This is a genomic window from Rhizobium sp. BK376 (assembly GCF_004341625.1).
In the GTDB taxonomy this organism is placed as follows: Bacteria; Pseudomonadota; Alphaproteobacteria; order Rhizobiales; family Rhizobiaceae; genus Rhizobium.
In genome coordinates this window covers 1-25,234 of the sequence record NZ_SLZG01000012.1, presented here as the reverse complement: position 1 = coordinate 25,234, position 25,234 = coordinate 1, and the positions used below count along the sequence as shown (strand labels likewise).

Genomic DNA, 25,234 nt, shown 5'->3' with positions numbered 1-25,234 from the left:
CGCTCCTCCCGTCAGGCGGTCAGCTTGGCCTTGGAGAGCGACCAGTATGCGGGGCCGGCCTCGACCTTGTAGCCGATGTCGAGCCGCGGATTGCGGGCAATCACATAGGACAGCGTGATGATGCCGAAGAGCGGGAGATCCTTCAGAACCTGCTTCTCGGCTTCCTGGATGAGTGCCGTTCGCTTGTTGAAGTCAGGCTCATCCTGGGCCTTGTCGAGCAGCGCGTCGATGCCTGGAATGGCGACACCGTAGTGACTGTAGTTGCCCTGCCCCGTCCCATCGGCCTTGACCTCGGCATCCGAAGCCAGTTGCGACGCGAGGATCGAAGTGCCGATCGGCGGATAGCTCGACGACCAGAGCGCTAGCGAATTCTTGTCGAGATGGTTGTCCGAATGGAAGGTCGCGTGGTCGATGATCTTCAGATCGAGATTGATGTTGCAGGCGCGAAGCTGCTCCTGGATCATCAGCATGATCGAGGCATAGTCCTCCCGCTGGCTGACATAGCACGGGATGGTCACCCCTTGCGGATGACCGGCTTCGGCCAAGAGCGCCTTCGCCTTTTCCGGATCTGGCTTGTACTGAAGCTCCGGCGGCAGGTCTTCCATCTTCACGGAGCCCGCAAATTGCGGCGCGATGACGCCAACCATCGGTGTCGCGATGCCGTTGAACGCATTGGCGATCTGCGCATTGTCGATGGCATATCGAAGCGCCTGGCGAACGCGCAGGTCGTTGAGCGGCGGGCGCGTCAGATTGACATGCAGGGTATTCAGGCTTCCCGGCGCGGTGGCGTCGAAGATCGTTTTCGCGGACCGCTGCTTCATCGTGTTCAGCCAGCCGGGCGCACGCACGCCCTCGATCATGTCGACCTGGCCCGAGGCGAAGGCAAGCGTGCGTGCCGTCGTATCGGCGATATAGGTGATAAGCAGATTCGGCGTCGCCGGAGGGCCTGCAAAATGCTCGGGGAAGGCCTTCAATCTCGTCCCGCCCGATGCGGTGATCGAATCGACCTGATACGGGCCGGTGCCAATCCCATCCATATTGAACTTGTCGCCCTTTTCCTCGAAGGCCTTGCGGCTCATGATCGAGGCGCTGAGCGTTGCCACGGCGCTCCCGTTGAAAAGCGGGTCGGGGCGTTTCAGCGTAAAGCGGACGGTCAACGGGTCGAGCACCTCTACCGATGCGATATTGGTGTAGAAGACCTTGTTTGCCGTGACGGTCTTCGGGTCAAGCTGTCGGTTGAAGGTGAAGACGACGTCGTCCGAGGTCATTTCCCCGTAGCCCTTGTGGAAGGCCACGCCCTTGCGAAGCTTGTAGGTCCAGGTCTTTGCGTCGGCCGACGATTCCCAGCTAACGGCCAGGCTCGGCTGAAAATCCTCCGGCTTCGACGCCCAGCGGCCATCCGGCGCCTCCACCAACGTGTTGAACACCTGGTTGATTGCCCAGTTGTCGCCGCCGGTCAGTCCCGTCTGCTGCGGGTTGATGCCGCCGGGCGAGCGGGCGGCCACGGCCAGCGTGATGGTGTCGGCGGCGGCATAGCTGGTTCCGGTGGAAAGCGACGTCCCTGTGCCAAGGGCCGCCGCAACCAGGCCACTGCGGACCATGAATTCTCTACGCGTAATCGTCATACCTTCCTCCCAGAAGTCGCAAATCAGAACTTGATCGCAATCTTGCGTCGTTCCATTTCCTTTTCGTCAAATTGCACACCAAGGCCGGGTGCGGTCGGCAGTTCAAAAAGGCCGTTATGCGGCTCGGACGGATTGACGAAGACCGAGGCGCCTCTTTCCCAATTGTCGGCAAGCTCGACGGGCTTGGCCAAATGCATGATCGTGCCAAGGACATGGATATTGGCGAGATGCGCGACGGTCGGCTGCGTCTGATGCGGAACCAATTCGACGCCATGCGCATGGGCGATTGCCGCACACTTCATCATGCCGGTGATGCCGCCCATCTTGACGATGTCGGGCTGTACCATGCGCACGCCTGCGTCGATCAGTTCCCTGAGCGCCTGCAGCGTGTAGGTCTGTTCGCCCGCAGAGACAGTGATGTCGAGCCGCTGAGCCACCTCTCCCATGGCCCGAACGTTATAGTGCTGAACAGGCTCCTCGAACCACGTATAGCCGAGGTCCTCCAACACCCGGCCGACACGCATTGCACCGCCGACCGAATAGCCATTGTTCGCGTCGAACCCGAGGACGAAATCGTCGCCGAGCAGCTTGCGCACGGCCTTCGCCTTGGCGATGTCTCCGGGGATATCGACATCCTGCTTCGTCCGATCGCCATCCCAGCGAATCTTCACCGCAGCCGGCTTTTCCTTCTCCACCCGGCGTTCGACGACGCGCAGAACTTCGTCGACGGTTCTGGCCGCATTGCCGCCGACCGAGCTGTAGCAGGTCAGGCTGGTTCTCCAGGCGCCGCCGAGCAGCTTGTAGACCGGCTGGCCGAGCAGCTTGCCCTTCAGGTCCCAAAGAGCGATGTCGAGCGCGGCAAGTGCCGCCGTCGTCGCACCCTCTGGCCCGAGCTTGATGCAGCGGTGGAAGAGCGTGTCCAGAAGGATGGCGTGGTCGAGAACATCCTTGCCGACCAGATATGGCGCCATGTCCTTGGCGATGATGACGAGGGACGCAACACCTCCCTGCATCGGCGATGCTTCGCCGAGACCGAATTGACCGTCTTCGGTCTCGATCCGAACGAAGGCGCTCCGCGCCGTCCAATCATCACCGGTGCCAAGCGCCACCTGAAATGCTTCTACTGATTTGATTTTCAATGGATTTCCTCCCAAATCGATTGATATTTACCAAGTTACTGCAATGTATTTCGTCTCGCAGAACTCCAGAATTCCGTGATGGGCTCCCTCACGTCCGAGGCCGCTCTGCTTGACGCCGCCGAACGGAGCGGCGGGATCGGAGACGAGCCCGCGGTTCAGACCGACCATGCCGCTTTCCAGTTTCTCGGAGACGCGAAGGCCCCTGGAGAGATCGCGGGTGTAGACATAAGAGATCAGTCCGAACTCGGTGTTGTTTGCGGCACGGATCACTTCCTCTTCGGTCTCGAAGGTGCTGATGGCTGCGATCGGGCCGAAGATTTCCTCGGCTGTAATGTGGGAATCGGCGGTCACGTCCTGCAGCACGGTCGGCGGAAAATAGAAGCCGTCCTGGTCGAGCGGCGCACCGCCGGTCAATATCTTCGCGCCCCGCTTCGTCGCATCGGTAACCAGTCCGGCGATGCGATCCAGCGCCGTCTTGTTGATGACCGGGCCGCATTGCGTCGCCTTGTCGTAGCCGGCACCGACCTTCATTGCGCCCATGCGTTCAGCAAGCCGCTTGGAAAAGGCGTCGGCAATGCCCTTCTGGACGTAGAAGCGGTTTGCAGCGGTGCAGGCCTCGCCGCCATTGCGCATCTTGGCGACCATCGCGCCTTCGATCGCCGCATCGAGATCGGCATCCTCGAAGACGATGAAGGGAGCGTTACCGCCAAGCTCCATCGAGCAGGAGAGCACCGTATCTGCCGCTTCATGCAGCAGCTTACGCCCGACCGGCGTCGAGCCGGTGAAGGAAAGCTTGCGGACCCGGGGATCATGCAGCATGGCGCTGACGACGGGGCCAGCCTTCGTCGTGGTGATGACATTGACCACGCCGTCTGGAACCCCGGCTTCGGCGTAAATCTGCGCAAGAACGAAGGCGGTAAGGGGCGTCTCGGTCGCGGGTTTCAGAATACAGGTGCAGCCGGCTGCCAGCGCCGGCGCGATTTTCCGGGTTGCCATCGCTGCCGGAAAATTCCAGGGCGTGACAAGCACCGAGACCCCGATCGGCTGATGCTCGACCAGGATGCGGTTGGCGCCGGAAGGTGCCGTATAGAGATCGCCGTTCAGGCGCACGGCCTCCTCGGAAAACCAGCGGAAGAATTCCGCTGAATAGATGGCCTCGCCCAGCGCATCGCTGAGCGCCTTGCCGTTTTCCAGGCTGATGAGTTCGGCAATCATGTCCTTGCGCTCGATCATCAGTTCGTAGCAGCGGCGCAGGATTTCCGAGCGCTTGCGCGGTGCGGTCGTAGCCCAGGCCGGTGCTGCGGCATAGGCGGCAGCAACCGCTTCCATGCCGTCCTCGACACTTCCGTCAGCAACAGAGGCGATGGTCAGCCCGGTAGAGGGATCGATGACCTCCGCACGCTGAGCGGTCGAAGCAGCGCGCCATTTGCCGCCAATATAGAGGTCGGTCGGAATGGAGCCTATGTCGAAACTCAGATTGGCCGAGATCTTCTGGATGGCGTTCATGGTCAATTTGCCTTTCGATCTGGAGACATGGCACGAAGGCGACGGCGGTCGCCGCTGAATGCGGCCTCGACCAGCAGCGTCATCGTCTCCATGTCGAGCGGACGCGGATTGTTCTTGATAAGACGCACACTGCCCATCGCCTGTTCGGCGATCTGCGGCAGCTGCCCGGCAATTATACCGAGATCGGCGATCGTCTTCGGAATGCCGATCGATCCGAAAAGCGCGTCGACGGCGTCGATTGTCGCCGAGGCGCGATCGAAGGACGATTTTCCGGCGAGATCGATCCCCATGGCCGCGCCGATTTCGCCGAGTTCAGCCTCGCAATGCGCCCGGTTGAACTCCATGACATAGGGCATCATGACAGCAACGCCCATTCCGTGCGGCGTGTGGGTCATCGCGCCGACGGGATATTGCACCGCATGCGCAGCCGCCGTGCCGGCTGTTCCGAAGGCAAGCCCCGCCGTCGTCGCGCCCAGCATCAGCCGCTCGCGCGCCACATGGTCGCTTCCATTGTCACAGGCCCGCTTCAGGCTCGCGGAAATATGCGAAATCGCCATCAGCGCATAATTGTCGCTGAGCGCGTTCTTGCCGAGGAAGACATGCTCATGGACGATGGTCCCAGTCGGCTGGCGACGGACAGTCGTATAGGCTTCGATCGCATGGGTGAGCGCATCGGCGCCCGAAACGGCGGTGAGCGATGGTGGGCAGGAATATGTCAGCTCCGGGTCGCAGATCGCCGTGTGGGAAATCAGATGCGGGCTGGCGATACCGACCTTCACGGCCCGGTCCGGATCCGTGATGACGGCCACGGGCGTGACTTCCGATCCGGTGCCCGACGTCGTTGGCAAAGCGATAAGCGGCAGGACTGGCCCTGGAACCCTGAATTCGCCGTAGTAATCCGAGGCCTTGCCACCATGCGCGAGCAGCAAGGCAATGACCTTTGCCGCATCGATGCAGCTGCCGCCGCCAATGCCGACGATGAGATCCGCCCCGAATGCGCGACCGAGTTCGACGCCGCGCGCAATACATTCCAGCGGCAGCTCGGCGATCGTACCGTCGAAGACCTTCGTCTGCAGCCCGGCCTCCGCGAGCTTGTCCATAAGCACGTGAAACTCGCCATCTCCTGCCAGTCGTTCGTCCGTGACGACGAGCACCTTCGTGCCAAGAGCCGCGGCATAGGCGGGAAGCGCATTGCGCTGACCGGCGCCGAAGACCAGGTTTCGCGGCGTGCGAAGTGTTCCAAACAAAGGCAACGTCATCCTCCCAAAAATGCTCTTCAGGCCGCCACTTTCATGCCGGCCAGAACCTGCAAACGCTCCCAGACCTCGTCCGCAACCGGTACCCCATCGCGCAAACGCTGGTCGCGGCAGGCGCGCCCACGCTCGCCGGGCACTAGGACCTGCGAAAAGCCGGCAGCCGGTTCCATGTTGCGGATTTCATCTAGATAATCCCTGATGTCGTAGCGCGGCCCGTCGATGACGATGAAGACATCGCCCTTGTTGCAGACCTCAGTCGCGTCAAGCGTCCCGCGGACATCGGCTCCGATCGCAGCACCTGCGAGGCTGCTCACCAAAAGCTCGAAGGCAAGCCCAAGCGCATAACCCTTGGCCTGACCGAAGGGCGCGATTGCTCCCCTCTTGGCCGCCTCGGCATCGGTCGTCGGGTTGCCGCCCTCGTCGAGCGCCCAGTGCTCGGGAATTGGCGCCTTGCGATGAGCGTGGTCATGGATCTCCCCCATCGAGACCACGCCCGTTGCCGTATCCATCATGAAGGGCTCGCCCTCGGCCGGAATGCCTATCGCGATCGGGTTGGTTCCGAGCATCGCCCGGCGCGCACCCCAGGGATGCACAAGCGCCTCGCTGGTCGACAGCCCAATAATAGTGAACCCCTCGCTCGCAACGCGCTCTGCATACCAGCCGAGCATGCCGATATGGTTCGAATTGCGGATGGCTGCGACCGCGATCCCGGTCTCCCGCGCCCGCGATTTGACGGCATCGAGCGCGGCATTGGCAACAACGGGACCCAAGCCCTCCTGCCCGTCCACGCTAAGAAACGCCTGCTTGCGCCATTCATGCGACCCGCTTGTATTCGGATCGATGACACCATTTGCGATGCGGCGGGTGATCCGGTCCAGTCGAAGCAGGCCATGTGAGGGAATGCCCCTCAACTCGGCTTCCATCAAGAGATCGAGCTGCTGGACGGCGTGGTCCTTCGGGATTCCCGCACGATCGAGTGCCTTTGCAGCCACATCCTTCAGCAAAACGGCATCAACGATAGTCACGACATAAAATCCGATCGGATATCTGATTGAAGTTCGCGCACTATGCTGCTAAGGAAAGGTTGCGTCAAGGGAGTAATTTTCAATGGTAAAGGACCTGAAGGCAGAGGGCGGATCCAACAGCTGGCTCGTGCGCCGTCCGCCGCGACTGGGCGACGAGGTCTATAATGCGATCTATGCCCAGCTTATGACGCTGAAGATCCCGCCTGGCGGCCGCATCTCGGTGGACAGCCTCGTGCGCGAGCTCGGCGTGTCGCAGACACCGATCCGCGAAGCCCTGTCCCGTCTGGAGGCGCTGGGCCTCGTCGTCAAGACCCATCTCATCGGCTACAGCGCCGCCAGCCAGATGGACAAGGCTCGGCTGCAACAGCTCTATGAGCTGCGATTGCTGCTCGAACCCTTCGCCGCCTCGCGCGCAGCACTTGCCATGAGCGACGACGCGATCGAGATGCTGGAGAAGATCGACCACGAGATGCGAACCACGCACCACGAGGACCCACGGCAGGCCTACGGCCAATTTGCCCAGAGCGACAGCGCATTCCATGACCTGGTCGCCATCGGCAGCGGCAATGTTCTCATTCACGAGACGCTGACGCGGCTGCATACCCACGTTCACCTGTTCCGGCTGTTCTTTCATGCCCGTGCGACGACCGATGCCAATGACGAGCATGCCCGCATCATTGCTGCGATCAAGCAGAAGGATGCGGCCCTGGCAGAGGCTGCAATGCGCGATCACATCGAGCGCTCGCGCAAGCGCTTCATGGGGATTTTCGGCGGCGAATAGAGGGGCCGAACTGGCCGCCTTTTGCGGTCATTGCCGGCCGCCGCGGGCGAAGCTCGGCCAAATTGATAGGCAACGACTATCAAATTCTGAGAATGATTATCATTAATCTATCATTCCACATCCTCTACCAAGAGCATGCAGGGACGTCAAACGGCATTCCCGAGCATGCAGTTAGAGGAAAGAGGAACAGATGAACAAGCTCACGACATCGTTCGGCGCTCCCGTCGTCGACGACAACAACATCATCAGCGCCGGTCCGCGCGGACCGGCACTTCTTCAGGATGTCTGGTTCCTGGAAAAGCTCGCGCACTTCGACCGAGAAGTTATCCCCGAGCGGCGCATGCATGCAAAGGGCGCCGGCGCATTTGGCACGTTCACGGTCACCCACGACATTACGAAGTATACTCGCGCGAAAATCTTCTCCGAAATCGGCAAGAAGACCGAAATGGCGGCGCGTTTCTCGACCGTAGCCGGCGAACGCGGCGCCGCTGACGCTGAACGCGATATTCGCGGTTTCGCGCTGAAATTCTACACGGACGAAGGCAACTGGGATCTCGTCGGCAACAACACCCCGGTTTTCTTCATCCGTGATCCGCTGAAATTCCCTGACCTCAACCACGCCGTCAAGCGCGACCCGCGCACGGGCATGCGCTCCGCGGACAATAATTGGGACTACTGGACGAACCTGCCGGAAGCGCTGCACCAGGTCACCATCGTTATGAGCGATCGCGGCATCCCGAAGAGCTGGCGCCATATGCATGGTTTCGGCAGCCATACATACAGCTTCATCAACGCGCAGAATGAGCGATTCTGGGTGAAGTTCCACTTCCGCACCCAGCAGGGCATCCAGAACCTGACGGATGAGGAAGCAACGGCGCTCATCGGTAACGACCGCGAAAGCAGCCAGCGCGATCTTTTCGACAATATCGAGGAAGGCAACTTCCCGCGCTGGACCCTGTTGATCCAGATCATGCCGGAAGAAGAGGCCAATACCTACCATATCAATCCGTTCGACGTAACGAAGGTATGGCCGAAGGCCGACTATCCGCTGATCGAAGTCGGTGTCATGGAACTCAACCGCAATCCTGAGAACTTCTTTGCCGAGATTGAACAGATTGCCTTTAGCCCCAGCACCATCGTGCCCGGCATCAGCTTCTCGCCCGATCATCTCCTGCAGGGCCGTCTGTTTTCGTATGGCGATACGCAGCGCTACCGCCTTGGCGTGAATTATTCGCAGATTCCGGTGAACGCGCCGAAATGCCCCTTCCGCAGCTACCATCGTGACGGCGCGATGCGCGTCGATGGCAACGGCGGTCGCCGCACCTCCTACGAGCCCAACAGCCGCGGTGAATGGGTCGCGCAGCCCGATTTCTCCGAGCCGCCGCTGAGGATCGACGGTGCGGTCCAGCGCTGGAACCACCGCGAAGACGACGATTATTATTCCCAGCCTGGAAATCTCTTCCGGAAGATGTCGCCTGCCCAGCAGAAGGTTCTCTTCGAAAACACTGCCCGCGCAATCTATGGCGCGACGCAGCCGGTCATCGATCGTCACATCTCCAACTGCTCCAAGGCCGATCCTGCCTATGGCGCGGGTGTGGCCGAAGCGATCGAGCGCATCCACCGCGCCAAAGCGGCAAAACTCGCGGCCGAGTAAATATCTGGTGGAGCCTGTTTCCTCCTCCCAAGCGAGGCTCCAACGATCGCCCGCATCATCCCCTCTGGCGCGGGCGATCTCCCAAAGCCGGCTCGATATTGCCGGTTTTGAGATTTCGACAAACAACTCTCCTGGACCAATTAATAGGCCAGGGGTAATCTCCGCAGAAAATGAATAGCCATCATCTATTGAGTGCTGACCATGAGCCTGTCGGGCCTGTCACTTCGTGACCTCGAATATGTTGTTTCCGTCGCGGACCACGGCAGCTTCGTGCGAGCGGCCGAGCATTGCAGGGTTGCGCAACCGTCCCTGTCTGCCCAAATCCGAAAGCTGGAGGCCTGGCTCGGCATAACGATCTTCGAACGCACGACGCGCCGAGTTCTTGTCACGGCGGAGGGGCAGCGTTTGATCAATCACGCCCGAGGCGTTTTACACGAGGCACGCAACCTCGTGAGCTCGGTGCAGACATCGGATGAATCGTGGGGCGGTTCGCTGAGGCTGGCGGCAATATCGACGCTTGGTCCCTACCTTTTCCCGAAGGTACTTCGCGAGCTTCGCACGCATTACCCAAACCTATCTCTTGTTCTCGGCGAAGGCCTTACCGCAGCCTTGGTCGAAAAGCTGGTCGACGGGGAACTGGATGCGGTGATCCTTTCCCTGCCGCAGGCTGAGCCCACTCTGGCGACTGCAGAGATCTTCGTTGAACCCTTCCTTCTTGCCAGCCCGATTGGACATCCGGCTAACTCTGAGACTGGTCCTGGCTGGGAAGAGCTGGACCCGCAAGAGCGGCTGTTGCTTGAAGAGGGACACTGCCTTCGCGACCAAGCTCTGTCTGTCTGCACCCTGGTGGATCGCAGCAACAGGCACGGCACCAGCCTTGAGACCCTGAAATACATGGTTGCCGCCGGAGAGGGATGCACGCTCATCCCGGCGCTCGCGGTCGCCGATCATGACCTGATTTCTTATCGGGCAATGACCAATGAAGCCTATTCGCGTCAGATCGGGCTTGCCTGGCGCAGAAGTGATCCGCGCGGAGCGGAGTCTGAGAAGCTCGCTGCTCAGCTATCGGCGATAGCAAACGAACTGAAACTCAGCGCGACGCCTAGATTGGCCGGATCGTGAGGCAATCAGCTGCTCAAAACACGACCGTCTCTGAGACAAACCAGCAGTGCCGCTCCCAGCAGAATGGCTGGCCCTATCGAGGCTGCATTTCCAATTACCGCTGTCGCAACGCCCCCGACCGCAGCGCCGACGCAAAAGCTAAGGCAGACGGCCCCGAATTTCGCTGCCTGATCCAGGGAAGCGCGGTCGCGATGCCGAGCAACCCATTGGAAAAGGGATTCTGCCGCCATGCGCAAATTTCCACTCGTCATTACCGAATTGTAGGGCCAGTTCTCAAGTCTATTGAATATCGAGCTTTGGAAAGCCGTCACAAAAGACACGGCAAGGACGATTGGTGCGCTGGCGAAACTGGATGGAAGGGTCGCAACGACACCTAAAACGACGATCTCAACTCCGAGACTGGGCAAGGTCAACCACCCCTGGTCCTTCCTCGAAGCGACACCCTTGACCCAATAGGCGGCGAAGACACCAAAGAAGAAAGCCACGATGGGCATCAGCCGACGCCAAGCATCCGACCATCCTCCAGTGGCGATGTCTATCCCCAGCAGAACCACGTTTCCGGATTGGGCATTGGCAAATACATGGCCATGGCCAATCCAGGTGAAGGCGTCGAGATATCCTCCGGTGCCGCTCAATAACAACGTCAGCGGTAGCGTACTCGCCGCCGACGGAGCACTCCCATCTGCCCTTGCAACCTCCTGATCCATTGATTTCCTCGCTTGAAATTATCGTCGAGCTTGCAGGAACAAAATATCCGGTTGTTTTGATCTATGCGTGGAGACACCCACTCAGAATATGGCGAAGTCTACGTGAAATCGAAACATCGCCGATAGATCCGGATATTCGGCCACAAAATCCTATTACGACCGACGCCCATCTCGAATATCTTCAAATTTCAGACCGAAGCGCGCCAGATATTTGGTCAGCCGATCGGCGTCGTTGGAGCTTTTCTTGTCCAGCCGCGAGTTGGCAAAGAGCGCACGTCCGGCGGCGCTGGCCGAAACATGATCCACGCAGACATCCAAAACCGCCGAGAGTTGGGCTTTGTCAAAAAGATCGAGCTTTGCCGCTGCATCGCCGCCGAGAAGCTCAAGGATCACGTGATCGGCAGCGACCATTCGTGGAACGCCACCCCAGGCGTTCTTGAGACGTGCAATCTCGTCATTGACGACATCCACCGTAATTCGGCCTTGCGGAGCAAGTGTTGCCATGCGGGTCACCGAAGCCGAAAGGTCACGGAAATTGGCACTCCAGGCAGCCTCCGCGCCTGTCGCAAACACTAGGTAACGTTCCCTCGCCTCTTTGTTGAAAGTGACGTTCTGCCCCTCTCGTTCCAGAAACCGGCGAAGTTCGAAATCAAGGTTCGGCTCGATATCCTCCTTGCGTTCTCGAAGAGCGGGAAGCTGGAAGGTCCAAAGGTTCAGGCGAGCGAAAAGATCTTCGCGAAAGCGACCGTCTTGCACAGCATCGCGCAGATCTCGGTTCGTGCCGGCCAGAAGCTGAAAATCGGCAGACACCTCCTTGTCGGCCCCGACAGGCAGGAACCGCTTTTCCTCGATGGCACGCAGGCACATCGCCTGTTCGTCAGCACCGAGTTCGCCGATCTCGTCGAGAAATAGCACACCCTTATCCGCAGACTTCAGCAGTCCTGCCCGCTCGCCGGCCGAGCCGGTAAAGGCGCCCTTGATGTGGCCGAACAGGGCAGACATCGCCTGGTCGCCGCGCAATGTCGCGCAATTGACCTCCACGAACGGCCCCGTAACCTTTCGTTGCGCCTTCTTGAGTTCATAGATGCGCTTGGCGAGTTGCGATTTGCCTGCGCCGGTCGGACCAGTCAAGAGGACAGGCGCTGTTGACCGGATCACGACACGTTCGATCTCGTCGATCATCCGGTTGAAGGCCGCGTTTCGCGTCGAGATGCCGGATTTCAAGAAGGAGGCCGCATCGTCCCGTTCGGAAGCGAAGCGCTTGGCAATCTCGTCATAACGGGACAAATCCAGATCGATGATTCGGTGCGTGCCGGCATAATCCTGCCCCGGCTCGCGATCGCGCGGCGGCGAAAGCTGCAAGAGGCGACCGGGGATGATCCGCGCTTCAGTCAGCAGAAACCAGCAGATCTGGGCGACATGCGTTCCGGTGGTGATGTTGACGAGGTAGTCCTCTGTATCCGGATCGAAATCATAGTCGCGCGAGAAATCACGCAACTTGGTATAGACCTCGGAAAAGTCCCAGGGGTCCTTGAGATTGATAATCCGCTGCCGGACTTCGGTGGCCGGCGAGACGGTTTCGATATCACCGATGATGCTTTTCGCCAGCCAGTCGGAATGATTGTCGTGGATCAGTTCCACGCGGTCGATGAAGAAGCCCGTCTGCTGACACAGCCCAACATTCGGCCGCCATCGGTTCCAACGGTCTTCACGACGGCCCATATCGAGGGTGGTCCCCAGGATGCTGATCGCAACGCGGCGCTTCATCGTTTATCCAATTTTATAAACTCTATTATTTTAGATAGAATATCGAGTGGTTTACAGAAGTGCAATTGTAGCCATTGCATGGCCGGTGATATTTTTTACTCTTTTAATAACAACAGGATAAAAAGAAAATTGCGCTCGACCTGGCTCCTCCATGGCAGTTTGGCATGAGACTTGAAAGGTATCTGGCACAACCAAGACCAAGAGGTGCTGCCATGGTGAACAAGGCAATCTTCAAATCCTACTTCGGCAAGCTCATCGCCGGCACTAATACCGTGAACCACGCGGGCGCTCCAGCCTATGCACTGACAGCGCGGGAAGCCCTGGCGCAATATGCGGTTACGGGAACGTTCAACGATACGTTCCATGCCAATGCCGGCGAACAGCTCGATGCTGTCGTGAAGCTCGCAGCCGAAGTCGAGCCGGAATTTCTGGCCAAGGTGGCGATTTACGCTGCCGAGAAGGGTCACATGAAAGATATGCCGGTCATGCTTCTGGCCATGCTTTCGGCCCTTGAAAGCGATGCTTTCGCGCGCGCCTTTCCGAAGGTGGTAAAGAGCGGCAAGATGCTGCGCGGCTTCGTGCAGGTCATGCGCTCGGGTGCCACCGGTCGTAAGTCGCTCGGAACGCGCCCGAAGAAGATGGTGCAGGCATGGTTCGAAACCCGCACGGTGGACCAAATCCTCCATGCGATGGTCGGCAACGACCCGTCGCTGCCGGACGTGATCAAGATGGTGCATCCGAAGCCGAAGGACGAGGCGCGCGCAGCGCTCTACGCCTGGGCGATCGGCAAACCGTACGACGTAGCGGCCCTTCCAGCGGAGGTCATGGCTTTCGAAGCCTTCAAGCGGGATACGGCCCTGCCGCTCCCGAATGTGCCGTTCCAGATGCTGACATCGCTTGGCCTGAGCAGGGAGCAGTGGGCGGAAATCGCACTCAAGAGCTCCTGGCAGATGGCCCGCCAGAACCTCAACACATTCGCCCGAAACCATGTTTTCGAGGTCGATGGCGTTGCGGAAAAGCTGGCGGTTCGGCTTGCCGATCCTGAAGCGGTGCGGAAGGCCCGTGTCTTCCCCTACCAGCTGATGGTGGCCTGGCAGATGGTGGATCCATCCGTCCCCACAGTCGTCAAGGACGCGCTGCAGGATGCGATGGAGACTGCGATCTCCGCGGTCCCGACGGTTTACGGCAATGTCGTGGTCTGCCCGGACGTGTCCGGCTCCATGAGTTCGCCGGTGACCGGTCACCGAAAGGGCGCAACCACCGTCGTGCGCTGCATCGATGTGGCCGCCTTGGTGGCTGCTTCCTTCCTGCGGCGCAACCGCAACACGCGGGTCCTGCCGTTCGAGAACAACGTGGTTCACGTCGACTTGAACGGTCGGGATAGCGTGATGACCAACGCGGCCAAGCTTGCGGCGGTCGGCGGCGGCGGAACGAATTGCTCGGCACCGCTCCACCTGCTGGTGAAGGAGAAGGCCAAGGTGGATCTCGTCGTCTTCGTCTCGGACAACCAGTCCTGGATTGATGCGGCGGGCCAGGGCCAGACAACGGCGATGATGGATCAATGGGCGCAGATCAAGAGACTGAATCCGGCTGCGAAGCTGGTCTGCCTCGATATCCAGCCCTACGTCCAGACCCCGGCAACGGGTGCGGACATCTTGAACATCGGCGGCTTTTCGGATGCCGTTTACGGCGCCATCGAAAGCTTTGCGGCCGGCAAGTCCGATGCAGGCGAATGGGTCCGTACGATCGAGACGATCGATCTTTGAGCCGTATCTGCCCTGAAACCGGCTTCGGTCTTCGGAAAGCAAGATGCAACAACGAGAATGTCCCGCGCTGAGTAGTGACGGCGCGGGATACCGTGACGAATGCCGGATGGAACTACAGGCTGTTACCCTCCAGGTCGCGGGTTCGAATCCCGTCGGGTCCTCCAATCCATGGACCCGTAGCTCAGCGGACAGAGCAGGCGTTCCCCCACTTTTCGTCGTCGCGGACGAATTTGGACCATGCATGGCGAATGCCGGAAGAGACTACATCCCGAAAGATGTCTCTTCTGAATTCCCGTCGCATGACTAGAAGAAGGATGACTGAGATACCATGGCGAATGCCGAGGAAACTACATGTACGGAGGTTCGATTCCTCCCTGAGCTTTATGCTCCGTCGCTCAGTGGTCGAGCAATGATGTTTCCGCAAAACTCGTCGCCATGGCTGTACGAAGAATGACTGGAATACCGTGGCGAATGCCGAGGAAACTACATCGGTAACCCCTTTGGGGCGCGGGTTCGAGGCCCGCCTTGCGGAAAGGCCGAAAGGCATGGAAGCAGGATGTTTGCTCACTATTGGTCGCCACGGCCGAAATTGAAACACAGCGGCGAATGCCGGACGAAACTACAGCCACCATATCCACGGATGGTCTGTTAGGTTCGACTCCTATCCTGGGCAGCGCTCTCTGGCACGAGCGGGGCCATCCGGTTTCGTCCAAACTTGTCGCCGCTGCAGAGGAATACCCGGCAAATGCCGGCAGGATTACAGGTAGAGCGTCCCGTCGATTTCGGCGGGAAGGTCGGATGTTCAAGTCATCCCGTATTTCGAAGGAAATGCGTGGCTCAGTTCATGATCCTGTCACCCTTGTTGCCGGGACAGGAATGCATGAAGTGCCCCGGCAAATGCCGGCAGGACTACAGGATAGAGCACCCCGCCGAGCATAAGGCGGGGAGGTCGGATGTTTCGATGCATCCCCTATCGCGAAAGCATTGCGTAGCTCAGTAACTGTCTTGCCGAATCTTGTTGCCGGGATGCTGAGACGAACCCGGGCGAATGCCGCCCCGGGACTACAGGGGCCGCATTGCGTCATCTGGCATGAAGTGCGTGTGGTGAGATGGTTCCGGGGCAAAAGCTAAGAGGCTAGATTGTCGCCCGGTTGGTGTTTAAACGAACGAATAGAAGGACTGCGAACGCAGAAAAGAAGATGATTGAAGTGGTAAGCGGACAGGATCTGATCAACGCGGGCATGCCGCAGGGCAAGTGGTTTCGCCCGGCGCTGGATGCGGCCAACCAGGTCCTGAGCGAAGGTGGATCGATGGATGCAGCGCTCGCCGCTGCCCGGGCTTTCCAGCCGGGGCCGACGCTGGCGCTCCGCACGGAAAGCGATATCGACATTTATTCAAACATCCGCGCCGAAAACGCTTTCGAACAGGACAATGTCGAGAAGGTGAACGCGACGATGCGCGAGCTCGTCCGCACGCCGGTCGTGCGCGCCGCAGCGATCATGCCGGACGCCTGCCCGGCCGGACCGGTCGGGACCATTCCCGTCGGCGGTGTCGTGGCGTCGGAAGCGATCCATCCCGGCATGCATTCGGCCGATATCTGCTGCTCGATGGCGATCTCGGTTTTTCCGGGCGTCGATCCGAAGGCGCTGCTGGACGCCGTTCATGCGGTCACGCATTTCGGCCCCGGCGGGCGCCCGCGCGGCGCGCAGATCAAGCCTTCCGAGGCGGTGCTGTCGGCCTTCCAGCAGAACCCGTTCCTGAGGGACGGAGCGCTTTCGGCCGGGATCGAGCATTTCGGAACGCAGGGCGACGGCAATCACTTCGCCTATGTCGGCACGATGAAATCGACTGGCGAGACGGCGCTCGTGACCCATCACGGATCGCGTGCGCCCGGCGCCCGGCTCTACGACAAGGGCATGAAGGCGGCAAACAGGGTCCGCGAGCAGCTCTCGCCGGAAACCCATCGCGACAATGCCTGGATTCCGGCCGATACCGAGGAAGGCGATCTCTACTGGACCGCTCTTCAGGCGGTGCGGCAGTGGACGAAGGAAAACCATGCGATCATCCACGACATGGCGGCGGAAAAGCTCTCCGCCAAGATCGCCGATCGCTTCTGGAACGAGCACAACTTCGTCTTCCGGAAGTCGGACGGTCTCTTCTACCACGGCAAGGGTGCGACGCCGGCCTTCGACGCTTGGGCCGAGGACGCGACCGATCTGACAATCATTCCGCTCAACATGGCGGAACCGATCCTGATCGTTCGCGGTTCGAACGCTGCCCATGGCCTCGGCTTCTCGCCGCACGGCGCCGGTCGCAATTTTTCCCGCAGCGCCCATATGCGGCGTCTCGCGGAGGAATATGGTGCGGATGCTCGCGGGCTCAGCCCGAACAACATCGCCGACATACTGGCGAAGGAAACGACGGGGCTCGACGTACGGTTCTTCTCCGGCTTCCCGGATATTTCCGAGCTGCCGGGCGCTTACAAGTCGGCCACCAATGTGCGGGCACAGATCGCGCATTACGGCCTGGCCGAAGTGGTCGACGAGGTGCTTCCCTACGGGAGCATCATGGCCGGCGACTGGCAAAAGAACGCACCGTGGCGGAAGAAGCGCCGATAAGAGCAAGCAAGGGCGGCAGATGCCGCCCTTGTCTATTTCATTCTTGTCCGATTCATCATTGCGTGCCGCGCACCAGCTCAATGCCGTTCGCGCTCGCCCACTGCCCGACATTCTGTTTTGTCAAAGCCGTCGCCATCAGATCGGGAAACTGATCCGGCGTGCAGGCAAAAACCGGGCAATCCATCGCAGCGATCGCGCCGGCATGGCGACTGTCATAGCTCGGCCGGCCATCATCGGAGAGCGCCAGAAGCACGATGACGTTGACGCCGGACTGTTTCAGCGCCGCCAACCGCGCCAGCATGGCGGCGGCATCTCCGCCTTCATAAAGGTCGGTGATCAGCAGCAGATGCGTCCTGCTCGGCCGATCGATCTTCGTTTCGCAATAGGCAAGGGCTGCATTGATATCCGTGCCGCCGCCGAGTTGAATGCCGAAAAGCACCTTGATCGGATCGGCCAGGTCCTCCGTCAGATCGACGATCGAGGTATCGAAGCAGACAAGTTTCGTCGACAGAACCGGCAGCGAGGCCATGACCGCCGCAAAGATCGATGCGTAAACGACTGATGGCGCCATGGAGCCCGACTGGTCGACGCAAAGCATGACATGGTCGAGATCGGCGCGCGTCCGCGTTTTGCGGGCAAAGCCGACCAACGTCTCCGGCACGACCGTATTGTAGTCCTTCTGATAATGGCGCAGGTTGGTGCGGATGGTACGCGGCCAGTCGATATCGGCATGGCGCGGCCGATGCGTTCGCTGCGACCGGTTCACCGCACCGCTCAGTTTCTCCACCGTCTTGGATTGCAGCCGCTTCATCAGGTCCTCGACGACCTTGCCCACCACCATGCGGGCGGTTTCCATGGTCTTCTCAGGCATCGCGCCGCGTAGCGAAATCAGATCGGCGACGAGGTGGACGTCCGCCTCCAGCGTTTCGAGGAACTCCGGTTCCATCATCAGCGCCTTGAGATTCAGGCGCTCGAAGGCGTCTTTCTGAATGACCTGCACGACCGGCGTCGGAAAGAACTCGCGAATATCGCCGAGCCAGCGCGAGACCTTCGGCGAGGACGCGCCAAGCCCGCCGCGTCCCTTCTTGCTATCGGAATCATAAAGCGCGGACAGCGCCCGGCTCAGGCGCTGATCCCGCTCGCCAAGCCCCTCCATGTCGTCATCGCCAAGAGCGAGCTTCCAGCGGCGGATCCGTTCAGATGTCATACGCTCATTCCCAGAATTCGTTTCAAAAGCGGCAGCGCGCGTTCGAAAGCAGGGTTATCCCCGGTTTCCACCGGCACGGCCGAAGCTTCTTTTCGACCGCCTGCGATGCGCTGCATGATCCGCTTGCGGCCGCTCGCATCGAATCCGGTCAAAGCGCGCCGCAGGAGCGGCAGGCTTTCGACGAACATCTCTTCATCCAGCCCGCAAAGCCATTCGTCGATCAGGAAGAGCAGCGCCTGGTCTTGGATCAGCACTTCCGCCGATCCTGCGATGAACGCTTCGACGAAGGAACCGGCTCGCGCCGGCGTTTCGCCGACGATCTGTCGCGAAAAGGCAGCTGATACCTGCTGTTCGTTCCAGAGGCCAAGGTCATGCAGCCGGCGCAAGCTGAAGCCGACGACCGGCGCAACAGCCTGCTCGTCATCGACCAGAAGCGCGAGTTGGCGACGCCATTCTTCCAACAGCGCGGCATCGCCGAAAAGACCAAGCGCCTCGTCATATGAGCGCATGGCATTCATGCGCTTCGACGTCGTGTCGTCATCCAGTTGGCGCGAACCGATGCGCACGCCGGCATTCACTTCGGCGCCGAGTGCCGTGACCAGCGCTCGAAGTTCGGGCTCCGGCAGCTTGCGGGCCGTGCCGTAGCGTACGATGCGCACCAGCGGCGCCACCGCATTCATGAGATCGGTAATGTCATTGTTTAATACAGCCGCCGCCTGCAGAAGATCGATGCAGGCGCCAGCCGCCTTGGGAAGATCTGCGACCAGCGCGCCACGCACCAGCTCCGAAAGCGCTGCTATGCCTTCCGCCTTGCGGCCACGGTCTACTGTGGCCGCCGCTGCCGCCTGCTCGATCGTCAGGCCCCAGACAAGCGCCTCCGCCAAGCCGACCGACATATCGGGAGACCAGGTAAGGCGCCAGATCTCACGATAGGTGCCGCGCCCGGCTTCCGCATCGATCAGCCGCCCCCAATGAATACCGAGGAGGTTGAGCCGGTGCAGGAAGGTCGATTTGAGAAGGCCCGCCTCGCTGCGCAAATCGAGCTTGATCTCGCTGGCCGCCTCGTCCGGTTTCAGCCGCGTCTTCTTGCACCAGGCCTCGAAATCCTTGGCGAGCGGCATTTGCGGCACGGACTCATCAATCTCGCCGATCCGGTCGCCGATATAGAGCTTTCGCTCGATCATCGCGAGTTGCATATCGTCGCCATGACATAGCGAGGAAAGCGAAGCGTCCCGCATTTCGGCGAGGCCTGGCACACTCAAGCCCCGCATACTGGCAAGTCCTAGCGCCAACCGTGCCGCCTCGATCGCCGAGGCCGTCGAGGCATCATACCCTTCCTGCCGCAACAAGGCGGCGGTCCGCGCCTGCCAGACGGCGGCGAAGGCTTCTGGCCCCTCGTGACGATCGTTGGAATAAAGGCTCCAGAGGTGTCGATACCAGCCTGGAGAGATAACGCCGGCACCATAACCAGAAGCGTAGCTCAGGCGCCCGTCGCTCCAAGGCGCCCAGGTCGCCTCCACCTTGATCTTCGGCAGATCCTTGATGATGGCGCGATCCTCGGCAACCGTCGTCTCCTCTCGAAGGCCGCCAATATGCCAGGCACCGACTACGGCGGCGACCTCGCCTTCATGGTTCTTCAGCGCATCGCGGATATGCCCCCGCATGAATGCCTCGCGGCGCTTCTCGCGCAACCATTCGGCTTCGCTGATGCCGCCGGCCTCGGTTTGATGCTGACGCGTCTCCGTCATTGCGTCTTCGATGGCGGTGAAGATATCGAGCGGCGACTGGCCGCTGCCATGCTGTTCGATCAATCCGTTCCAGAAGGTCTCGCCGTCGCCATAACCGGCTGCCTCCGCCAGAAGGTCGAGCGGATCGAGCCGACGAGCCGGCCCTTCGGGAGCTGCCAAATCTTCCCCCTGCTCCTCCTTGTCACTCTTCTGCGCCTCCGCTGTCTTCTTTTCCAGATCGGCAATAGCTTCTTCGCGCGCAGTCTTGGCCAGCGCCAGGGATACGGAAGCCGGCCAATCGATGAAGCGAACTGGGCGGCTGCGGGCGAGCGCCCACTGAATGGCAACCCATTCCGGCGAGAATTCCGCAAACGGTGCAAAGACGGCGTTCGCGGCCTCGTCGGCCGCATAAAACAGCATGGCGAGCGGCGGCTTCATGCCTGCCAAGCCGGCATACTGGATCAACGCATCGCCCTCCGGCGATCCCTCGATCAGCACACAGGCCGGATCAAGCGCGTCGAGCGCCCCTTTGAGGAGCGCCGCCGAGCCCGGTCCGTGATGACGGACACCGAGGAGATGCGCCTTCCGTTTCGCGACCATCAGATCACCTCGCGAATGGCCTCGTAGAGATCGCTCCACCCATCACGCGTCCGAACCACGGTTTCCAGATATTCCGACAACGCCACGCTGTCTTGCACCGGATCCTTCACCACCGCGCCAACGATGTTTGTAGCAAGCGCCTTCGCATCAATCCGGCCATCGCCGAAATGAGCGGCTTCCGCCCAGGCCGACACGCCGACGGAGATGGCTTCCGCCGTCGAGAGCGTCCCTGTCGATGTCTTGAGCTTGGTCTTGCCGTTCAGCGTCCTGCCATCGCGGATTTCGCGAAACAAAGTGACGACACGGGCAAGCTCCTTGTCTGCCGGCTGGATCGGCGGCAGGCTGAGATTGGTACCGATCTCGCCGACGCGCTTGACGACAATCTGGGTTTCCTCATCCAGCGAGCTTGGCGACGGCAGCACGACGACGTTGAAACGCCGCTTTAGCGCCGAGGACAGATCATTGACGCCCTTGTCGCGATTGTTGGCCGTGGCGATGACATTGAAGCCTCGCTCGGCGCCGATGGCGATATCAAGCTCCGGAACCGGCAATGTCTTTTCCGAAAGCACGGTGATCAGCGTGTCCTGTACATCCGAGCCCATGCGGGTCAGTTCTTCGAGCCTCAGCAGCGTGCCCTCTTCCATTGCCCGAACCAGCGGTGTCTTGACCAAGGCTTCCGGCGAAGGGCCCTTGGTAAGCAGCAGCGCGTAGTTCCAGCCGTAACGGATCTGGTTTTCGTCCGTGCCCGCCGTGCATTGGATGAGACGTTGCGACGAACCGGAGATCGCTGCAGCCAGATGTTCCGACACCCAGGATTTCGCCGTGCCCGGCAGACCGAGCAGTAGTAGCGCGCGGTCGGTTGCCAGCGTTGCGACAGCCGTTTCGATCAGCCGGCGATTACCGACATATTTGGCGGAGATCTCGGTTCCATCGGAAGCCTTACCGCCGAGCAGATAGGTCACAACCGCCTGCGGAGAGAGCTTCCAGTTGCTCGGTCGCGGGCGGTCGTCGCCCTTCGCGAGCGCGGCCAATTCGCCCGCGTAGATTTCTTCCGCGGGGCGACGAAGGTGGGCTTCAGGCATGGGCGGTCTCCAGGCTATCCATAAGATCAAGGAAAAGAACGGCGTTGCCGATTTTGGCGGGATCGAGCGCGGCAAGCTCCGCGCGCAAGGCCGGTCGCATTGCCGGCGGGCACATGACAGCCGCACTGTCTAGAACGTCTGCTTCGTAGCGGGCATTTTCCCTGCGAAGGGCAAGCCACGGCTTGGATATCAGAAGATCGCTGAACATGCCGTCTGTCGCTTCTGCGCTTAAAAGCTCGGCCATGTGGCGAATGATCAATGGCGTCGTATCGCTTTCCCAGCTGTTCGGCCGGAAGACATGGCCAATCCAGGCTCGTCGCATATCCGGGTCGTAATCCGCCAGTGCCTCGGCATCCTTAGAGATAAAGGCCGCCCAGCCATCGGCGAGATGGCGTTCGGTGATCGTCTTCACAACATCGAGCCGCTTGTCCTGCGTCGCCATGAGCAAAAGGGCAAAAAGCAGATCGCTCTGCTTTTCCGCCGCCGCGACCATGGCATCTACCGACAGCGACAATGCACCGGCAAGCGTATCAAGGCCGATCGGACCAAAGGTCTCATTAAGCCAGGCCATCTTCGTGTGATCCCGCACGGTCGGCGGCAATTCCAGCGTGAGGCTGGTCTTCTTGAAAACCAGCCCGGTTTTCGACACCTTGATACGCGCTAGCACTTCGCGCAAAGCAGGATTGTCGCCCTCGAAACCGGGCAGCTTCGCGAGCAATCTCTGCGCCAGCGCACGAATACGCAGCGCGCGATCCTTTTCGAGGCTTTTCAGGAATGGCGCATCCGCTTCGGAAAGATGCTCGCGGAGAGCTCCGAGCAAACGCATTCGGCTATCCGCGGTCTCTGTTCCCCAAGCCGCCTCGACAAGCGCACGCGCGGCTTCCCGATCGGTAGCCCGGCGGACGCCAATATATCCCGCCTTGATCGCCGGCGTCGCAAGCATCCAGTTTTCGTCATTCAGGCGATCGGGTGCAAAATAGTTCTGCTTTTGCGCAGCCGGCTTTTCCCGTTCCGAGAAGGCAAGTGCCTCCGCGCCGAGATTTTGCGCATGCGCCTTCACGAAGGCTTCGAGTTTCGGCAGATCAAAGGGATGCGGCCGCAATTTCCGTTCTGCGAGTTTTCGCACGATCATGGAAGACAGCTGCGCTGACCCTTGGTTCTTGCCCGAAAACAGGCGGATCAGAAGCTTCCTCGCCGCGTCAGGCATGATCGCGACACTATCCGCGACCGCTTCCTCGACATGAAACCTGGCCGGATGCACCGGTCGGTCGAACCGCAGGACCTGGGCGGCCAATGCGAGAGCCTGCAAGGGATCGGTAACGCCGATGGTATCGAGCGGCAGGCCATCGCGGGCGCCGGCGAGAAGTTTCGGCAGGATCGCAGTCTTTAGAGCCGACACAGTCATGCGGTCCACCGCCCAAGCGCCGTTTCCGACCAGCAAAGCGTCAGTTCGTTACCGTCCCAGAGGGCTGCGCCGTCGATCGCTTCCAATTGCAGGAGCGGCCAGGTCGCTGTCGATTGCGACTTGGCCAAAGGCAAGCTGATCTCATTGTCGCTTAGATAGATATCGTCGCCCCACCGCTTGACCCGCGCCCCGCGGAACATCAGCGGATACTCGCCGAGCCAGGGCTTTTTGATCAATGCTTCTTCGTACAGGCCATAGGAGGCCGACAGGTCTTGAACCGGAAGAGCCAAAGGCGCATCGGAAGAATTCGCGCCCGTGATCTGGCCGGCGATAAACGCACGCAACGGTACGCTCGACGGATAAAAGACCAGTTCCGCCTCGAAGGTATCACCCACGCTGTAACCGCTCGAGGACGCGCCTGTCGACACCGGGACATATTCGATAAGCACGGCTTGCTGGTCGCTGCCCTGAAGCCAGGTTTCGATCCGGCGCAACTTGTCCGGCTGCACCTCGTTGCGGATCGCCCAGACCCGCCATATGCCCGAGACGTGCAGAGCGTTCCTATCTGCCAAGAGTGCCTCGCGCGTCAGATTCCAGCCGATTAACTGCCTGATATCATGGCGCAGGGGTTCGGAAAGATGGTCCTGCCGACGATAGGCTTGAGCCGCCAGATGCAGCGTGCCGAGCTCTCGCACGGCGGCGATCGGGCGCTCGACCTCAGGAAAAGCAAACAGTCGGGCTGGCATACCATCCACCCGAAGCGCCAGGCCAGATGCCTTTGCGTCAAACAGGCGCTGCGCCATCACCCGACAAGCAGATGAGGCCTTTGTCGGGAAGGCTGCGAGCCCGCCATCCATCTGATCGACAAGCCAGGTATCCAGTTCGTCGAGACCCCCGGCAATCGAGGCCTCGCGTTCAAGCCGACTGCGCTCACGGGTAGCGGCAGCACGAGCTTCCGCCCTGGGGTCGGTGACAACTTCCGTTTCCTCGATGTCAGCGATCGAGGCCTTCGGCTTGTCGGCAGTGGCGGTCGGCGCGACGGCGGATGGTCCGCGACGGCGCGAAAGCCAGTCGTTCACCCAATCCGGCGCTGTCCCGATCGCAAAATCGACCTTGCCCTCGACCCGCATCCACATCAGCGCCAGCGCATGCTTGCAAGGAAACTTGCGGCTGGGACAACTGCATTTATAGCCGGCGTCGGCCTCGGTTACCGAAATCCTGTATGGCGTGGCGCCTGAACCCTGGCACTCGCCCCAGATGAGGCCTGAACCATTCTGGGCAATGGCCGGCCAGTTCGAAAGCTTCAGAAGCTTCTTCGCCGCCGCCAGCGAGCCCTGATCCGGTGCAACCTCTTCAATCTTCGCCAGAGTTAGACCCAAATGAAACCCCCGCCCCTGCTACCCAGATCCATGTCGTATCAGATTGATATCGTAAAAGGCATAATCGCCGCGCACGACGCCAAGTTGACGAAACCTGAGCAAATCAAAACCTGAGCGAATATGGAATCGCTTTATGATGAGTGACGGGAGAAGTGACAAGCTACCTGCCCAATCTCTCACGCGAAATGGCGACAGGGATGAGCAGTCTTTCGACAACGGTTACGGATGGCGGGCGCCTTGCTTCCGCTTCAGCCACTCGACAGCAACGGCGGATCCCATCTGCATTAAGATCCACCCGGATTGATCCTGCGCACGATCCTTCGGCGCCTTCGTGTTCCGGTCCGCGTGCCTTTGAGCTACGCTCGCGATGGCAGGGGCAGCTTTTGTGCCAGCGAAGGTCGGCCGGCGATGGGATGCGGCTATATTTCGGGGGATATTGGTTGCGGGGGCAGGATTTGAACCTGCGGCCTTCAGGTTATGAGCCTGACGAGCTACCGGGCTGCTCCACCCCGCGTCCTCTAGGTAAGCCGCTGAGCGGCTTATCCGGTGTTGCGCATTCGGCTTTGCCGAATGTCGCGATAGCGTCACCGCAAAGCGGTGATGCTTTCTGCCGGAGCCAATTGCGGAGCAATTGGTCTCCTGTAATGGACGCACCATTATAGACCCGGTGCGCCGATCTTTCATTTCATATGTTCTGCGGCAGGCCCCAAAAGCAAAAGGCCGCTTTCGCGGCCCGATGATTTCGGCTTGGGCCGAGGCGTGTCGAGAAGATTGTTTGTTGCGTTTGGCAGACCTGGCAGCGACCTACTCTCCCGCGTCTTAAGACGAAGTACCATGGGCGCAGGGGCGTTTCACGGCCGTGTTCGGA

At 60.4% G+C, this 25,234-nt stretch carries 17 protein-coding genes and 1 tRNA gene; 5 read left to right on the top strand and 13 right to left on the bottom strand.

The genetic code is table 11. The features are described from left to right. Positions 1-11 precede the first annotated feature (11 nt). From EV561_RS23595 to EV561_RS23575, 5 genes are read right to left on the bottom strand one after another with little or no spacing between them, the layout of a single operon-like run. Entirely contained in the window at positions 12-1,625 is a 1,614-nt protein-coding gene (locus tag EV561_RS23595) for an ABC transporter substrate-binding protein (protein ID WP_132525312.1), read from the bottom strand. A gap of 23 nt (positions 1,626-1,648) precedes the next feature. After that, positions 1,649-2,764, bottom strand: coding sequence for a mandelate racemase/muconate lactonizing enzyme family protein (locus EV561_RS23590; protein ID WP_132525028.1), 1,116 nt, complete (start codon positions 2,762-2,764; stop codon positions 1,649-1,651). 27 nt (positions 2,765-2,791) lie between these two features. Next, entirely contained in the window at positions 2,792-4,270 is a 1,479-nt protein-coding gene (locus EV561_RS23585; RefSeq protein WP_132525026.1) for an NAD-dependent succinate-semialdehyde dehydrogenase, read from the bottom strand. Positions 4,271-4,272: 2 nt separating this feature from the next. Continuing rightward, positions 4,273-5,523, bottom strand: a complete 1,251-nt coding sequence (locus EV561_RS23580) for an iron-containing alcohol dehydrogenase (RefSeq protein WP_132525024.1) — start codon at positions 5,521-5,523, stop codon at positions 4,273-4,275. 23 nt (positions 5,524-5,546) lie between these two features. Continuing rightward, positions 5,547-6,551 carry an Ldh family oxidoreductase gene (locus EV561_RS23575; protein ID WP_245512865.1) on the bottom strand — a complete coding sequence of 335 codons (1,005 nt, stop codon included), beginning with the start codon at positions 6,549-6,551 and terminating at the stop codon, positions 5,547-5,549. An 82-nt stretch (positions 6,552-6,633) separates the two neighbouring features. Here EV561_RS23575 and EV561_RS23570 point away from each other — a divergent pair, with 82 nt between their 5' ends. The 3 genes from EV561_RS23570 (at position 6,634) to EV561_RS23560 (ending at position 10,108) form a co-directional block, all read left to right on the top strand. Then, positions 6,634-7,332 carry a GntR family transcriptional regulator gene (locus EV561_RS23570; RefSeq protein ID WP_132525022.1) on the top strand — a complete coding sequence of 233 codons (699 nt, stop codon included), beginning with the start codon at positions 6,634-6,636 and terminating at the stop codon, positions 7,330-7,332. A gap of 190 nt (positions 7,333-7,522) precedes the next feature. Then, positions 7,523-8,986, top strand: coding sequence for a catalase (locus EV561_RS23565; RefSeq protein WP_132525020.1), 1,464 nt, complete (start codon positions 7,523-7,525; stop codon positions 8,984-8,986). Positions 8,987-9,187: 201 nt separating this feature from the next. Continuing rightward, entirely contained in the window at positions 9,188-10,108 is a 921-nt protein-coding gene (locus EV561_RS23560; protein ID WP_132525018.1) for a LysR substrate-binding domain-containing protein, read from the top strand. 5 nt (positions 10,109-10,113) lie between these two features. Here the strand turns inward: EV561_RS23560 and EV561_RS23555 are convergent, their stop codons facing one another. After that, positions 10,114-10,815: a YoaK family protein gene (locus EV561_RS23555; protein WP_132525016.1), complete on the bottom strand. Its 702-nt coding sequence runs from the start codon at positions 10,813-10,815 to the stop codon at positions 10,114-10,116. A 153-nt stretch (positions 10,816-10,968) separates the two neighbouring features. Further along, positions 10,969-12,582, bottom strand: coding sequence for an RNA repair transcriptional activator RtcR (gene rtcR, locus EV561_RS23550; RefSeq protein ID WP_132525014.1), 1,614 nt, complete (start codon positions 12,580-12,582; stop codon positions 10,969-10,971). 212 nt (positions 12,583-12,794) lie between these two features. On the opposite strand from rtcR, the gene EV561_RS23545 reads away from it, so the two are divergent. Beyond that, positions 12,795-14,348 carry a TROVE domain-containing protein gene (locus tag EV561_RS23545; RefSeq protein ID WP_132525012.1) on the top strand — a complete coding sequence of 518 codons (1,554 nt, stop codon included), beginning with the start codon at positions 12,795-12,797 and terminating at the stop codon, positions 14,346-14,348. A 1,199-nt stretch (positions 14,349-15,547) separates the two neighbouring features. Further along, on the top strand, positions 15,548-16,966 hold the full coding sequence (locus EV561_RS23540; protein ID WP_132525010.1) for an RtcB family protein: 1,419 nt from the start codon (positions 15,548-15,550) through the stop codon (positions 16,964-16,966). 55 nt (positions 16,967-17,021) lie between these two features. Here the strand turns inward: EV561_RS23540 and EV561_RS23535 are convergent, their stop codons facing one another. From EV561_RS23535 to EV561_RS23510, 6 genes are all read right to left on the bottom strand, one after another. Next, a complete protein-coding gene (locus tag EV561_RS23535) occupies positions 17,022-18,173 on the bottom strand; it encodes a VWA domain-containing protein (RefSeq protein ID WP_132525008.1) in 1,152 nt (383 codons plus the stop codon). Continuing rightward, a complete protein-coding gene (locus EV561_RS23530; RefSeq protein WP_132525006.1) occupies positions 18,170-20,500 on the bottom strand; it encodes a DUF5682 family protein in 2,331 nt (776 codons plus the stop codon). The genes EV561_RS23535 and EV561_RS23530 overlap by 4 nt, the downstream gene beginning before the upstream one ends. Then, complete coding sequence (locus tag EV561_RS23525) at positions 20,500-21,582, bottom strand: AAA family ATPase (protein ID WP_132525004.1); 1,083 nt, start codon at positions 21,580-21,582, stop codon at positions 20,500-20,502. Before EV561_RS23525 ends, EV561_RS23530 begins: the two co-directional genes overlap by 1 nt. Continuing rightward, positions 21,575-22,987, bottom strand: a complete 1,413-nt coding sequence (locus tag EV561_RS23520; protein ID WP_132525002.1) for a DUF5691 domain-containing protein — start codon at positions 22,985-22,987, stop codon at positions 21,575-21,577. The genes EV561_RS23525 and EV561_RS23520 overlap by 8 nt, the downstream gene beginning before the upstream one ends. Next, on the bottom strand, positions 22,984-24,366 hold the full coding sequence (locus EV561_RS23515; RefSeq protein ID WP_132525000.1) for an SWIM zinc finger family protein: 1,383 nt from the start codon (positions 24,364-24,366) through the stop codon (positions 22,984-22,986). The genes EV561_RS23520 and EV561_RS23515 overlap by 4 nt, the downstream gene beginning before the upstream one ends. A gap of 437 nt (positions 24,367-24,803) precedes the next feature. After that, positions 24,804-24,880: transfer RNA gene (locus EV561_RS23510), tRNA-Met, on the bottom strand. Between the last annotated feature and the right edge of the window lie 354 nt (positions 24,881-25,234).